This is a genomic window from Enterobacter ludwigii, assembly GCF_001750725.1.
Taxonomy (GTDB): domain Bacteria; phylum Pseudomonadota; class Gammaproteobacteria; order Enterobacterales; family Enterobacteriaceae; genus Enterobacter; species Enterobacter ludwigii.
The window spans coordinates 1051306-1065948 of the sequence record NZ_CP017279.1; the positions used below are offsets into that span (position 1 = coordinate 1051306).

At 48.3% G+C, this 14643-nt stretch carries 14 protein-coding genes and 3 pseudogenes; 13 read left to right on the forward strand and 4 right to left on the reverse strand.

What is annotated here, in order from left to right; genetic code table 11:
• Positions 1-7 precede the first annotated feature (7 nt).
• From BH714_RS04995 to BH714_RS05010, 5 genes and pseudogenes are all read left to right on the forward strand, one after another.
• The gene (locus BH714_RS04995; protein WP_052445446.1) at positions 8-1327 is read left to right on the forward strand and encodes a tail fiber domain-containing protein; all 1320 of its coding nucleotides are present in this window, start codon (positions 8-10) and stop codon (positions 1325-1327) included.
• A gap of 1010 nt (positions 1328-2337) precedes the next feature.
• A pseudogene (locus tag BH714_RS23985) lies at positions 2338-2451 on the forward strand (helix-turn-helix domain-containing protein); the annotation flags it as partial.
• Positions 2452-2617: 166 nt separating this feature from the next.
• Positions 2618-3037, forward strand: a complete 420-nt coding sequence (locus tag BH714_RS05000) for a translesion error-prone DNA polymerase V autoproteolytic subunit (protein ID WP_040017209.1) — start codon at positions 2618-2620, stop codon at positions 3035-3037.
• A 2-nt stretch (positions 3038-3039) separates the two neighbouring features.
• Complete coding sequence (locus BH714_RS05005) at positions 3040-4308, forward strand: Y-family DNA polymerase (protein WP_040017210.1); 1269 nt, start codon at positions 3040-3042, stop codon at positions 4306-4308.
• A gap of 202 nt (positions 4309-4510) precedes the next feature.
• Positions 4511-4843, forward strand: coding sequence for a FlxA-like family protein (locus tag BH714_RS05010; RefSeq protein WP_040017211.1), 333 nt, complete (start codon positions 4511-4513; stop codon positions 4841-4843).
• Here BH714_RS05010 and BH714_RS05015 read toward each other — a convergent pair.
• Positions 4843-5100, reverse strand: a pseudogene (locus tag BH714_RS05015) (SOS response-associated peptidase family protein); the annotation flags it as partial. The gene BH714_RS05010 and the pseudogene BH714_RS05015 sit on opposite strands and share 1 nt — an antisense overlap.
• A gap of 222 nt (positions 5101-5322) precedes the next feature.
• Here BH714_RS05015 and BH714_RS23470 point away from each other — a divergent pair.
• From BH714_RS23470 to BH714_RS05040, 5 genes and pseudogenes are all read left to right on the forward strand, one after another.
• A pseudogene (locus tag BH714_RS23470) lies at positions 5323-5493 on the forward strand (NADP-dependent isocitrate dehydrogenase); the annotation flags it as partial.
• A gap of 588 nt (positions 5494-6081) precedes the next feature.
• Complete coding sequence (locus tag BH714_RS05025; RefSeq protein WP_040017213.1) at positions 6082-7128, forward strand: glycosyl hydrolase; 1047 nt, start codon at positions 6082-6084, stop codon at positions 7126-7128.
• A gap of 199 nt (positions 7129-7327) precedes the next feature.
• Complete coding sequence (locus BH714_RS05030) at positions 7328-7678, forward strand: DUF1304 domain-containing protein (protein ID WP_040017214.1); 351 nt, start codon at positions 7328-7330, stop codon at positions 7676-7678.
• A gap of 76 nt (positions 7679-7754) precedes the next feature.
• Positions 7755-8000, forward strand: a complete 246-nt coding sequence (locus BH714_RS05035) for a YmjA family protein (protein WP_014169620.1) — start codon at positions 7755-7757, stop codon at positions 7998-8000.
• Positions 8001-8243: 243 nt separating this feature from the next.
• On the forward strand, positions 8244-8939 hold the full coding sequence (locus tag BH714_RS05040) for a hypothetical protein (protein WP_040017215.1): 696 nt from the start codon (positions 8244-8246) through the stop codon (positions 8937-8939).
• Here BH714_RS05040 and BH714_RS05045 read toward each other — a convergent pair.
• Positions 8936-10447: an EAL domain-containing protein gene (locus BH714_RS05045; protein ID WP_040017216.1), complete on the reverse strand. Its 1512-nt coding sequence runs from the start codon at positions 10445-10447 to the stop codon at positions 8936-8938. The genes BH714_RS05040 and BH714_RS05045 overlap by 4 nt on opposite strands.
• Positions 10448-10684: 237 nt before the next feature.
• Between BH714_RS05045 and BH714_RS05050 the strand changes: the two genes are divergently transcribed.
• The 3 genes from BH714_RS05050 to BH714_RS05060 all read left to right on the forward strand — a co-directional run bounded on the left by BH714_RS05050 (position 10685) and on the right by BH714_RS05060 (position 14383).
• Positions 10685-12205 carry an EAL domain-containing protein gene (locus BH714_RS05050; RefSeq protein ID WP_080765198.1) on the forward strand — a complete coding sequence of 507 codons (1521 nt, stop codon included), beginning with the start codon at positions 10685-10687 and terminating at the stop codon, positions 12203-12205.
• Between the two features lie 181 nt (positions 12206-12386).
• Entirely contained in the window at positions 12387-13859 is a 1473-nt protein-coding gene (locus BH714_RS05055) for a sensor domain-containing diguanylate cyclase (protein WP_032679672.1), read from the forward strand.
• 275 nt (positions 13860-14134) lie between these two features.
• Positions 14135-14383, forward strand: a complete 249-nt coding sequence (locus tag BH714_RS05060; RefSeq protein ID WP_006174788.1) for a GlsB/YeaQ/YmgE family stress response membrane protein — start codon at positions 14135-14137, stop codon at positions 14381-14383.
• Positions 14384-14437: 54 nt separating this feature from the next.
• Here the strand turns inward: BH714_RS05060 and yoaJ are convergent, their stop codons facing one another.
• Both yoaJ and BH714_RS23995 read right to left on the reverse strand, forming a co-directional pair.
• On the reverse strand, positions 14438-14512 hold the full coding sequence (gene yoaJ / locus BH714_RS24450; RefSeq protein ID WP_071605476.1) for a protein YoaJ: 75 nt from the start codon (positions 14510-14512) through the stop codon (positions 14438-14440).
• Positions 14513-14611, reverse strand: a complete 99-nt coding sequence (locus tag BH714_RS23995; protein ID WP_014883431.1) for a YoaK family small membrane protein — start codon at positions 14609-14611, stop codon at positions 14513-14515. It lies immediately after the preceding gene.
• Positions 14612-14643: the final 32 nt, after the last annotated feature.

The window sequence follows — 14643 nt, forward strand, 5'->3', positions numbered from 1 at the left end:
AGAAAATATGCTTTATAACACTGGCACTATCGCTATTAACGGAAATACTGCAACCGGCACAGGTACAAACTGGACGGCACCGGCCAGCCAGGTTCGCGCTGGCCAGACGATTATCGTCATGTCTAACCCGGTCCAGCTGTTCCAGATTTCATCCGTGAACAGCGCCACGTCAATGACGGTTACGCCAGCTGCTTCCCCGGCGCTGAGTGGCCAGAAGTACGGCATTCTTGTATCTGACAATATCTCGGTAGATGGCCTGGCGCAGGCGATGTCTCAGCTCATTAACGAGTATGACGAGAATATCGGTGCGTGGGAGACGTTCGCCACCACATCAGCAAATCAGAGCATCACTGTAACCATCAACGGCGCCGCCGTAACCATCCCCGGGATCGGGAAACTGGCGCAAAAAGGGAGCAATGGTGCCCTTGCAATCGCTGACGGCGGGACTGGGGCAACTACTGCAGAAGGCAGTCGCGCAAACCTCGGTTTAGGAGACAGCGCCACCAGGAACGTTGGCACGGGGGCCGGCACGGTCGCTGCTGGCGATGATTCACGTATTGCAGGAGCTCTGCAAACCTCAGGCGGAACACTTACAGGCCAGCTGAATTTGAAAGGCGCACCCATTGCAGCTGATGCCAACTCTGTTATTTCCGCAAACGGTGGTCTCGATGTCGATTTGGCAAAGGGATTTTTGATGAGGGGGAAAGTACAGCAGGGGGCAGGCAAAGATAACAATATACTGACTGTTTCAGGCGATGGTAACACTGCAGCGACAGGGTATGTCGGAGCATTTCAGTACAACTGGTATGCCGACGGCTGGATCACCGGGATAACTCGTGGTTCAGGTACCAACACGCTTACATACTCCATCTACTATAACGGTGCATCATATGGCACGGGGTCAAAACTGTGGAGCTTTAATTACGATGGTTCTGCCACCTCTCAGGGCGCGTGGGTTAATGGTTCTGATATCCGTCACAAATTTGATATTGAGCTTGTGAAAAATTCTCTGGCCGCCGTTATTAGCTGGCGCGGCACGACATACGAGATTAAAGACGGTGGCCGGGGCGTAGGCCTAATTGCCCAGGATGTGGAGAAGTGGTGCCCCGATGCAGTCAAGACATACGGAGACCGTAAGTTCAGTGATGAAACGGTGATTGAGAACTTTAAATTTCTTGATACCTCTGGCGTGTCGGCTGCTTACCACACTGAGGCCATAAAAGAACTGTTTAACCTAGTGGAACTGGCGCTTAACGATCCGGAAAAAGCTCGTGATGTTATTAAAGCGGTGAAAGCTGCCTCTGAGCTTAGCCAATCGGGTTCGTAAATAATCTACGCAGGTACCCAATGAGAAAACCGCCGCCCATCGTATGTAAGGAGGGACGGCATGGAAAGATTAAGATTGTATTCACCGAACGCGAGATCCACGTGCGATTATGATCATTTCCTGGATCTGACCCAAGGTAAATTTCTCTGCCTCATCGCACGGCATCACCACATAGCCGGTGCGGATAACATGCTCCAGGCATGATTCTATGGAGGAACTCATTTATCATGGCTTAGAGGCAAGATAAATCCTTGCTTTCGTAAACAGTACGACCGGTGACTGCTAAGAATCCCTAAGCTTGGCCCCTCCGTTTTATGAACGAACTTATAACACACAAGCTTGTTGCTGTTGGGATAATGGATTTATTCTGTGTGTTTAGATTATCGCAACATGTTTTGACCATGAGCGGACAGGCGAAGGCGTGTTCTACGATATACTTCTCTCTGTCGATGCTTATGGTCTACATTAACAGTGATGTACACAATGGTTAACGTTCTTACTGTAGAGGAATTTTTCGGGATACAGCGAAACCTGAAAAAGTTATCAGAAACATGGTCCGATCTCTGGGCGATGTTGCACATCAGCCAAGCGAGTCCGACGCATATTATCTGTCTGAAGTTTTCCGATGTAGAAAACGGGAGGCTTGTACTCAGGTCCAATAGGCGGCTTGCCTTGCGTTACGTAGAGATCAGTCCAGGAATAGAGAAAATTCTCGTATCCCGAAGAACCTCATATCCGGAAGATGAATATTTATTCCAGAGCCATACAAATCGCACATTGTCCAACCCTCGCCCGGTTACTCTTATTGCTTTTAATGCCGCGCTTAAAACTGCTTGCAGAAATGTCACCTGTAAAACGGTAAGCAGCAAGAGTGCTGCATTCTTAAAATAAAAAGCCGCAACCCGTCGTATGCAAGAACGGGTTGCGGCTGGTTGCTTAGTGTTCATGTCCAAGCAATCATCAGAAATAGTAACCTTTTGACAGTTAAAGTCCAATCGCAATGAGCTTAGGCTGGTCGGTTGATCGCAAACGGCGTGGACAGAAAGCAGATGGCAATAATTTATGATGTGGCTGTGTGCACTCTTTATAAAAAGTTTCCGGCATCTAAGCCGGTTTCATTGTGAACATACGTGGTCATGCCGGGAAAATTTACAAAACGCATAATTTGAAGCGAGATAGAAACTTACAAACCAAACGGTGAAGCTTTGCACAGTCGCTGGAACTTTGGTGTCTTGCGCACAAACTCAAATGAAACTACTGTATATAAAAACAGTATTCGAGGTATGCGTAATGGAATTCTTCAGACCTACAGAACTGAGAGAAATTATCTCCATCCCACTTTTCAGCGACTTAGTTCAGTGTGGCTTCCCGAGTCCGGCAGCTGATTACGTTGAGCAGCGTATTGATCTCAATGAGCTTTTAGTTGCGCATCCCAGCTCGACGTATTTCGTAAAGGCCGCAGGCGACTCGATGATCGAGGCTGGGATTAGCGACGGTGATCTGCTGGTGGTGGATAGCTCCCGAACTGCTGAACACGGAGATATCGTAATTGCCGCGGTTGAAGGAGAATTCACAGTCAAACGTCTGCAGCTCCGCCCGACCGTTCAGCTTAATCCGATGAACAGCGCTTATTCGCCGATTATCGTCGGCAGTGAAGACACGCTGGACGTTTTCGGCGTCGTGACTTTCATCGTTAAATCGGCGAGCTGAACATGTTCGCGCTCTGTGATGTGAATTCGTTCTACGCATCATGCGAGACGGTGTTTCGGCCTGATTTGAGGGGGCGCCCGGTTGTCGTTCTCTCTAATAATGATGGCTGCGTAATTGCGCGCAGCGCCGAGGCCAAAGCCGCCGGAATTACCATGGGTGAGCCTTTCTTCAAGCAAAAGGAGCTTTTCCGGCGCGCTGGCGTTGTTTGCTTCAGCAGCAACTATGAGCTGTATGCTGATATGTCGAACCGGGTAATGACGACACTTGAGGAAATGAGCCCTCGCGTCGAAATTTACAGCATCGACGAAGCATTTTGCGACCTGACAGGTGTTCGCAATTGCCGGGATCTGACGGATTTCGGTAAAGAGATCCGCGCTACGGTTCTGAAGCGTACGCATCTGACTGTCGGGGTTGGCATCGCGCAGACAAAAACACTCGCAAAGCTGGCCAACCACGCCGCAAAGAAATGGCAGCGGCAGACGGGTGGGGTAGTTGACCTCTCAAATGTTGATCGCCAGCGCAGGCTGCTTTCTGTGGTACCTGTAGAGGACGTCTGGGGTGTTGGTCGCCGAATCAGTAAAAAGCTAAACGCGATGGGTATTAAAACGGCCTTAGACCTTTCAGAGCAGAGTACATGGATAATCCGGAAGCACTTTAACGTGGTACTCGAGCGCACTGTACGGGAGCTGCGCGGCGAACCCTGTCTTGATCTGGAAGAGTTTGCCCCTACAAAGCAGGAAATCGTCTGCAGCAGGTCATTCGGCGAACGCGTTACAGAGTATGAACAGATGCGGCAGGCTATTTGTAGCTATGCGGCGCGTGGCGCCGAAAAGCTACGTGGTGAGCACCAGTATTGCCGTTTTATCTCGGCGTTCGTTAAAACATCTCCGTTTGCCTTGAACGAACCATATTACGGCAATAGTGCCTCTATGAAGCTTCTCACCCCCACCCAGGATTCACGCGACATCATTAACGCCGCGGTAAAGTGCCTGGACAAAATCTGGAAGGATGGCCACCGGTACCAGAAGGCAGGGATCATGCTTGGGGATTTTTTCAGCCAGGGCGTGGCCCAGCTCAACCTGTTCGATGAGAACGCGCCGCGTGCTGGTAGCGAGAGGTTGATGGAAGTTCTGGATTATCTGAACGGGAAAGATGGAAAGGGAACGCTTTATTTTGCCGGGCAGGGCATACAGCAGCAGTGGCAAATGAAGCGAGAAATGTTGTCGCCTCGATATACGACGAGATATTCAGACCTGCTTAGGGTCCGATAAATTTTCCTGATGTCTTGGGCCGCGTCAGGAGGAAAATTATTGCCGAACGTCTAGCCCTTCTGCCTCCTGTCAACAAGCTTAGCTTTCTGAGATACGCCAGGCGCAAGGAAATCAATATTAACATCAAACGATTAATGCAACAAAAATACGATTAAAGATATTTTATTGCGTGCCGATAGTGCTTTTTTAAAAGGAGAAATCTATGTCTGTCACAATTCAGGGGAATGCCTCAACTGCCATTTTAAACAACTCCGCCCCGGAAGGAACATCAAAAATAGCCAAAATCATGAGACAAATTCAAGTGCTGACTGAAAAGCTTGGGAAAATCTCATCGGAAGAGGGGATGACGCCAGAGCAGAAAAAAGAAATGGCTGCACTAGTACAGAAGCAAATTGAAAGCCTCAGAGTTCAACTTGAACAGTTGTTACGGCAGCAGGCAGAGAAACAGAATAAGGATGCGAAAGTTCAGCCTGATAACAAAGTAGAGAGAAAGGACGATACAAATACTGCCGGCACCATTGATATTTACGTCTGAGTGGTTGCCGTCTCGACACACGCATTAATCAGTGGCGTATTATCCCACCATTCGGGCGCGTAAGACCACAGGACTGGATCAAGATGCAGCTGCTCGTTGCGTTTGCTCAGGAGCAGCACCTTGGTACCGGGCGAGACGATGTTCCTGCCTATAGGTTCCGGGTCGTATGGAATGTCGCGATCGACTTCATCGGCCAGATAGGCCAGATAGGCCAGATATTCTTCACGCGTTTGAGCTTGTGCAAAACGTCCGCACATAGAAACCTCCAGCCAAGTCTCAAACTCAAAGTATAGAGCAGGGAGAGAAGGAGGAGCGTAGCGAACCCATTAAGAGATTAATCAATAAAACCAAAAAGTGGTTATCAAAACCCAAAAATCATCATAACTAATCAATAGGTTAGCTTGTGGTCAAAAAAGTGTGATGAACGCGCCAATTATGAGTTTTTGATTGAAAAATCAATGCATCATGATTGATTTAATGAAATACTGCTCCGTCATATGGAATGGTTCGAAGCCGCAGACCTGATCGTTAAAGGTATGGAAGGCGCGATTAACGCGAAAACCGTAACGTACGATTTCGAACGTCTGATGGAAGGCGCTAAGCTGCTGAAATGTTCAGAGTTTGGCGACGCGATTATCGCGAACATGTAATCCACTTGCTGGGTTAAACAAGAACGGGAGCCGATGGGTTCCCGTTTTTTATTATTCGATTTCGTACGGTTATCAAAACCCCTCCCTTAAATAGCATTTACCGTCCACGCTTTACCGGGCCATCATGAGCTTTCGCCGTTTGATTCGGCGATGTATGCCCCAAAATTTCTTGAATATCTTAATTCCACGTCTCTCCAAATTCATTGTTATGGTGTCCGGCCTCACCCGGTGCCGCGCTCATGAATACCTGATCTAACTTATCGGGTGCGACGATTACGGTGAAACCCTCATTAATTCTGTTGTCAGCATAACTTTCTGGTGTGCGGAATATCACTCGTATTACGGGAGATAGCACAACGTGAATTAGCATCATTTTAAGCAGGCGGCTGATATAAATATCCCTGTCGCAGCAAGTTATTTAATCAAACGGTATTGCTGCGCTGGCACTTTCCGCGGTAGTGGGAAAAATGAGACAAACTGTACGAAAAAATAAAGCCGGGTAATTTCGGTTTTATTGTGTACATAGCAAACACGCATGGTCATTCATTGCCATGTATTTTCCAATCGAGACGTAAGGATATTCTATAAATGAGTACTTTTGCTGTAGTACCCGCAAATCAGTCTGCAGATAATAATGCGAAAATGATTTATCAGTGGTTGAGTGGTCTGTCCGAACGACAGGGTAAAAAGCTCATTTCAGGTATTTTTGGTGGCTATAGCAATATCGGCGGCGTCGATGCTTTTTCCCTGCAACAAGGAAAAGACCTGCAGGCCCTGACCGGGAAATTCCCGGCTATTTATAGCGCTGACTATGCCCGTGGCTGGGATGCCTGTACCCCTGGAGAGGAAGCCAGTTTGATCGATTTTGGTTGTAATGCCGATCTGATCGACCACTGGAAAAAAGGCGGACTGGTCGCGATCAGCCACCATTTACCAAACCCTTGTTTTGCGGGGAATAATCCTGGTGATGGAAAGGGGGCTCTCAAGCATCCTGTGAGTAATGATGAATTTTCTGCAATCTTACAGTCTGGAACACCGTCGCGTGGGCGCTGGCTGGCAATGCTTGATAAAGTCGCTCAGGGCCTACAGCAACTGAATGAGAAAGGTGTCACCGTCTTTTATCGACCCTTGCATGAGATGAATGGCGAGTGGTTCTGGTGGGGGGCAACCGGTGAGAATACAAACGATACTGTACGTATGGATCTGTATCGACGCCTGTATCAGGATATCTTTAACTATTTCGTTAAAACGAAAGGGTTAAACAATTTACTCTGGGTCTTCTCTCCTGATGCAAACCGGGATTATAAGACATCTTATTACCCTGGCGCAGAGTATGTTGATATTACTGGCCTGGACTTGTATACAGACAATCCTGCCACTGTAAACGGTTACGATGAAATGGTGGCATTGAATAAGCCGTTTGCCTTTGCAGAAGTGGGGCCATCAACAATTAACGGCCAGTTTGATTATGCAAATTTAGTGAGTATTATTCTTCAGAAATACCCTAAAGCAACCATGTTTATCCCCTGGAATAATGACTGGAGCCCGCTGAAAAACCTGAATGCCTCTGGTGCATACAATAATGACCGGGTAATAAATCTCGGAGATGTATGGAACGGCAGCGTTCTGAGTTAACGTTCGTTCCGGTGTCACGTTGATGCACCATATTAAATGGTTGAAGTCGCTGGCCCGATCGTTAACGCTATAGAAGATGCTAAAATGTTCAGAGTCTGGCGACGCGATCATCGCGAATATGTCATCCAGATTCTGGGTTAAACGTGAACGGGGGCCAGAAGGTCCCCGTTTTTTTCCTCTGCCTGCGGGAGACTGCAAGATGTTTGCTACGATCCTTGTCGCTATTGTTGCATTAATTCATCTCTACATACTTGTGCTGGAAATGTTCCTGTGGAACACAAAAACAGGCCACAAGGCATTTAATCTCAGCCCTGATTTTGCACGCGATACCCGCGTGCTGGCCGCAAATCAGGGGTTGTATAACGGTTTTCTGGCAGCGGGACTGCTCTGGGGACTGTGGCTTGGTGAAAGCGGTGTTCCTGTGGTCTTCTTCTTTTTGACCTGCGTGTTGATTGCGGGCATTTACGGTGCCATGACCGCCAGCCGAAAAATACTCTATGTTCAGGCTTTACCGGCGCTGGCTGCATTGATTGCACTGTGGTTGCGTTGATTAACAAGGCTTTGGTCTAAGAGTGCCGTCCGATATACTCAGGCATTACCCTTAAAGGTCAGAGAAGAGACTGTTTATGCACAATGAAATTCCACTTAAGTATTATGACATCGTCGATGAATACGCGTCGGAAGCCGCGGAGCCGGTAAGTGAGGCAGAGCGCGATCCTCTTGCCTGTTATTTCCAGTTGCTGCTCACCCGTTTATCGAACAATGAAGAGATCAGCGAGGAAGCCCAGCAAGAGATGGCCAGTGAAGCCGGCATCCGTAGCGCGCGCATTGATGATATTGCGAACTTCCTCAATCAGTGGGGAAATGAATAGTCCGCCTCAAAAACCGTTGTGCTGATGCTTTGCTAAACAGCTCAGCATCACGCTATCGGACCACATGCATTTTTTATCCGGGATGTGCGTTGAGGGTTTACCGATGAGCAGGGCGAAAATAACGATCAGGAAAAAGAGTACCAGCGGAAACAACAGAGAATTTTTCACGTTTTAACCAAATGAGAGTGTGCTTCAGGGTAATCTACGGTCTGAATGTGACGACTATATGTTTTTAGGAAAGAAATGGAAACGTCTGATCTGGAAAAACATTACCACGACACTAACGCGAAGACGCTGGCGCTCTGGGAAAAGCGGGACGGTATCGGAGCGGTAAGGGAGCCGTTTTATGCTACGCAAAAGCTCGCACTGGCGACAGGTTTCCAGCCGGAAATGACCGCGTCTGTCGACATGTTGTTTCGGGAACTGCGGGCGTTGACCCGCCACGACTCGTTAGTAGACCTCCAGCCGCCATCCGGCTTCCATTTCACCTTCGTACCCATAACGCTCCCTCTCTACGACGAGAATGCACCGTTACCGGCGAAGACGCATCAGCTTATCGACGCATGGACCCCTTTTGCCGGTCTGGGTATCACGGTTCGGGAACTCAGGCTGGTGGCATTGCCCAACCAGCTCTTGCTTGCAGGCATACCCGATACACTTGTCTTGAGGCAGCGGCAGGCATTTTGTGAACGTCTGTTAGCCACGGACTGGCAAGAGGCGTTGCGCTTACGCCATGGCAATACCCCTTTGCCAGCGCCGTTCTGGCACACTACGCTGTTACGCTACCAGGCAGACTGTCTGCCTGAATCGCTGAGGGCGTTTTTCCGTGAGCGCCGCATGCAGCGTTACGGTGAGGTTTGCGGAGAGCTAAAACTCAACGTCGTGAATTATAACTGGACGTTATGCAGAGCCGTCACGTCGTCAATGTTGACATGCTAACGCGCTGGTTTTTGCTTATCGTTGTTAAGTTGCTGCGTCAGTTCATCAATGGTCAGTGATTTAGAGAAATACCATCCCTGAATCAGGGCATCAGGATACCGGTCTGCGATAAAGCGATATTGCGTTTCGCTTTCCACACCTTCAAAGACGAGCGTTTTATTCAGTTTGGCGAGGGCGTCACTAAAGATGACGAATATATTCTGTTTATAATGCTCATTAATACCATCTACCAGCGATTTATCTATTTTGATCTCATCGTATTCCAGAAGCGATATGCGGGCGAGGTTAGAGTTTTGCACTCCAAAATCGTCAATTGATATTCTCACACCCAGTGGTTTTAACGCCTGACAAAACCCTTCGAGAACATCCGCAGTGGAGACCGCCTTTTCAGAGAGTTCAACTTTTATCAAGGAGAGTGGAATGCTATTCACTAAACACTCACGACACAGAATCTTAATGAATTGCCCGTCTTCAATCTCGGTTCGACCAATGTTTAATGAAATCACCAGCTGATGTTTAATCGCCAGCGAGGCGATTTCTGCCAGGGATTTTTCGATGATATTGATATAATACTTTTGATACAGGCCAATTTTCTTAATTAAGGGAATAAAGAGCTCAGGCGAGACCTCTCCATGATTGTTATCGCGCCATCTCGACAGAACTTCAACGCCCACCATTTTTTTATCCTGGATTCGAATAATGGGCTGGTAGTTAACGCTGATGGTATTGGCTTTTACCGCGTTAACCAGCGTGCGCTCCAGTGAGAACCGATCTTCATAGATGCGGAAGAAAAACAGCGTGATCGCTATCCAGATGAAAGCCAGAATTGCCGTGAGAAGGGTAAACACCACCAGAGACAACGAAGCCAGCCCTGCGTTGTGATGCTTCACGATCACACACAAATCCCATACGGCGCTGCACTGCGTCAGGGTTAAGGTAAACAGATTCGAATGCAGCCAGCTCTGTTCTTTTATCACCGGGGAGGCTGAGAAAAATGTTCTGCCGAAATCTTTGGTCGTCGTACTCAGTGAATAGTTCGCCGTAATCGGCGTGAACTTATCGTAAGCATAGCGGGAGGTGAATATAATCACGTTATTATAAATTGCCGCATTGCCTGTAAAAAAATCTTTTCTGGAAAACTGTGCCAGAAGAAAACCCCGTGGCGTTTTATGCAGCTCTGCAGGAAGGGCAACGGGAGTGGCGAGTTTACCCCAAAAAGCAGTACAGGCTATTTTCCCCTTTTCAATAAAACCGATATCCCCGAAATAGAGGCTATCTAACTTTATCTGCCTGTAACTATCGAGACTGGTTTTATCACAACCCTGTGTAGTAATGCTTTTGAGGGCCTGCGCCACACTTTGAGAGAGGCCTTCTGAATATTGCAAAAGGGAATGGGAAACCTCGAGCTGTTTGCTCTTTTGCTGGGCCACGATAACCGCATTAACCGCGTAGAGAGAGAGGGCGACCAGCAACGTTGAAATGATAGCAACGGCAATGATCTTTTTCATTTTCCAGTGGTCCCGTCCGCTCCCTGATTTCACAAATCTTAACACAGCCAGGGCAAGGCACAAGCCTGATAATAACGGAGGTTTATCTTATTCAGTCAGAGTAACTCATGCGGAAGTACCAGTTTTTTAAGATAAATCTTAACTAAACTTTTCACATTGCTTTAAGCAGCGCAGAGTTTGCCAGGCGATCGCCTTATACAGGTCATAAATGAGCATTTTTCTCTTAAGGAAAAAATCGTGCGCAACGTTATGCTCCCCATTCTGTGTGCCTTATTTGTGTTTCTGAGTGGCATGCTGATCATTAACTGGCAGTTGTGGCATATGGCCCGGTCAAATTATGCCGAAACCGCCGCCGCAAGCACGCGTAAAATTGAGGCCATTCTTGCTGAGGCTGTCAGTGCTGCAGATACCGCAAAACGGGTCGCCGCTGCAGGGTGTACCGACACCGGACAGCGTGAACTGGGTTCGGAAGCTGCGCTGAAACCGCATCTTCGCGCCATTATGATTGAGCAGCAGGGCAGGATCGTCTGTACCTCCCTTCCCGGAAACGGCGTATTGATTGTTCGCCCGCAGACGCTGCCCAACAAAGGATTGATGTTGCTCCCCGGTAATCGCCTGGTGAACGGCATTCCGGTGTTACTTTTCCAGATGCCCGTCGCGAAAGGGCGCGTTATCGTAAGCGTTAGCGATGCGCATTTGCGGGATGTTATTGCGAGTGCAGCAAACAGCACGGGACTGAGGCTGGTTGTTGGCGAAAAAGCGATAGCCGGCGCGGGCGATGTGAGCGGCTGGCCCCCCGTGAAGTGGGTGGGCTCCTTAACTGCATCGGCACATTTTCCGTTTAGCATGGCCTGGCAGCCTCCCGCCTTTTTCAGCCTGACGCGTTTACTGCACCAGGGATGGAGCCTGATACTGCTTATCCTTGCGTTATCTGCGGCTGTTGGCATTCTTATCCGTCGCTACAGGGGGAAAAGCAACTCGTTTGAAGACGATCTACGTAAAGCCATCATCCACGGCGAGATCGTTCCGTACTATCAGCCGATCGTGAATGGCGATACCGGCGGTTTGTATGGCGTGGAAGTGCTGGCAAGGTGGAAGCACCCAAAATCAGGCTTTATCCCACCGGATGTTTTTATTCCGATTGCCGAGCGCAGCGGCCTGATAATTCCGCTGACCAAAGGGTTAATGGCGAAAGTGGTGACCGAGCTTAAGCCGCTTTTGCCTAAGTTGCCGGACGGATTTCACATCGGGGTGAACATCAGCGCCAGACACATCAATGCGCCTTCTTTTATCGCTGACTGCCGGGTCTTTGGAAAAGGCTTTTATGGTAAAGAGGTCAAACTGGTTCTCGAAGTGACCGAGCGTGAACCGCTGATCGATAATCCTCATCTGGTGGAAAATCTCAATGCGTTACATAACGCCGGTTTCGTCATTGCGCTTGATGACTTTGGGACCGGGTATTCCGGCCTCTCCTGTCTGCACGCGCTGGCGATTGATTATATTAAAATCGATAAAAGTTTCGTGAACCGGGTATCAGAGGCGAAAGACTCTACGATCCTGCTGGACTGTGTGATTGACCTGGCGAAAAAACTCTCACTGCATATCGTGGCTGAAGGGGTAGAAACGAAGGAGCAACTGGACTATCTCAACCGTAATCAGATTACCCTGTTGCAGGGATACTATTTTGGTAAACCGGTCTCGTATAAAGAATTTATTAAAGTCATCTTATCTAAACCGCTGGAGAAGGTCAGTCTGTAAGAGATTTTTTTCTGTGAAAGGGGCCCAGTAATAATATCTGATGCCCGTTTGCGAAAAGCGAAATATCATCAGATTTCTGTTGTATGCTTAAGTGCAATTCATTTTCCTCTTATCCTGAGCTTTGTTACAGTGACTCTAGTTGTCAGCCAGGGATGTCAGGCGTGATAAGGTGGAAGAGCTCGTGCATGTGAAAAATACTTTTTACACAACAACTATTACCGTCATCATTGTCTCATTGATCATTTCGCTGTCGCTTGCCGTCCAAATTACCACGTCCAGGCAGCAGTCAATCCAGCAAATAAACACCAGCGTTGCCAACCTGAGCCATACCTTAGACGTGTACAGCGAAGGGATCATGCGCCAAAGTGAAATGTTGATTACTTCGGTTTCCGACATAATCAAAATTTATGGCATGACCCCACAACAGGCCAAAAATATCCAGCGGATGATAAGCAATCAGGATAATCTTCTTATCCAGATAAATAATGTGGTTGTTTACGATGCGCAAGGGAATATTTTTACGGCACTGCATGAAAGTTTTTCCGGACCCCGGAAAGGGGTGGACAGGTCGTTTTTTATCTACCACAAAGAAAATAAGAGCCAGCAGATTTTTATTGGCCAGCCGGTGGTCAGCAGAACGAATGGTAAATGGGTCATAACCATTAGTCGTCGGCTGGAAACCCCTACCGGCGCGTTTAACGGTGTCGTTGTGGTTACGCTGGGTATCGAAAATTTTCTGGCGTTATACGGGCAGATCAATATTGGACACTCAGGCGTGATCGGCTTAACAACCCAGTCAGGCGTGTTGCTGGTACGTCATCCGTTTAAAAATAATTACATTGGCGCGATTGTTTCGGATTCGCCTCTCTTCAGGACATACCTCAAGGTACAAAACGCGGGTATCGCCAGCTCTGTCTCACGGTTTGATAAAATCGAACGCATTTATGCTTTCGAGAAGAACAAGCGCTACGGGCTCGTCACCACCGTGGCGGTCAGTACGCAAGAAGCACTCGCCCCCTGGCGCAAGCAGGCTCTCCAGCTTTCTGTACTCATTTTGGTTTTTACCGCGATACTCATTGCGGCGTCCTGTTTCCTTTATTCCGATTTATCCAGAAAAACACGGGATAACAGAGCGCTGAAGATTATTGCGTCTGAAGATGCGCTAACCGGACTTTTCAACCGACGCATTTTTGATGAAAAAATTCTGTCAGAAATTGCGGCCTGTGCGGCCAGCGACGCCCCGATTTCGGTGTTGATTGTCGATGTGGACTACTTCAAAAAATACAACGATAACTATGGTCATCCCGAAGGGGACCGCTGTTTAACCCTGCTGGGAAATAGCCTCAGGGAGAGCCTCAACCGGGACAACCAGGTTGTGGCGCGCTATGGTGGGGAAGAGTTTGCACTGATCCTGCCAGACACGGATATCCAGGAAGCGCTCCGCCTCGGTCAGACGATCATTCGCAATGTCTTTTCGCTGCATATTGAACATGCTTTCAGTCCCTTCGGGCGGGTCACGGTTAGCGTCGGGATCTCCACTGCGCGTGCCGTGGATATCGCGGGCAGCCAGCAGAACATCATTATAGCCGCCGACCAGGCGCTCTATCAGGCAAAACGTGCAGGGCGAAACCGGCACGCTTTTGTTGCGGTGTAGGCAAAAAAAAGCCCACTCTAGAGTGGGCAAGAAATACTGGAAGCAATGTGAGCAATGTCGTACTGAATACCTGAGTGTTTAGCTCAACTATTCAGTGTTGAGAAAGATAATCTTTCTCAACAAAAGATGCAACCCCACATTTCTTGTGGTGCTGTTGATGAATAAACGCGCACTCTCTCACTGTGATGCTTATCACAAATTTCCTTTCTGAAATCCTGTGCTATCCTTTCTTGTGTCGTTGATTTAATGACAAAAACCATACGGAGAGGAAACTTATGGGAATTTTATCCTGGATTATCTTTGGGCTTATTGCAGGTATTCTGGCGAAGTGGATTATGCCGGGCAAAGATGGCGGTGGGTTTATCGTCACCGTAATACTGGGGATTATCGGTGCAGTGGTGGGCGGTTGGATCAGTACGCTGTTCGGCTTTGGTAAGGTCGATGGCTTTAACTTCGGCAGCTTCGCTGTCGCGGTGATCGGTGCGTTGGTTGTTCTGTTTATCTACAGAAAAATCAAAAGCTAAGCCTGATAAATGTTGAAAAAGGCTGCCATATGGCGGCCTTTTTACGTGGTGGGTTTACCACCAGCCTAGCTGCGAGCCTGCAACAGCCACGATTGCCACGATCAGCATAATGAGGGTTGTTTTTCTCATTTATGCCCCCGGAGCAGCGTAACCACCGACAAAAAACCAGGCCAAAAACACTACCGCCGTTATAAAAATAACGACCGGGAAGAGGATCCCTATTCTCATACCATCACCTGTTTCGGTTTTTATAACGCCGT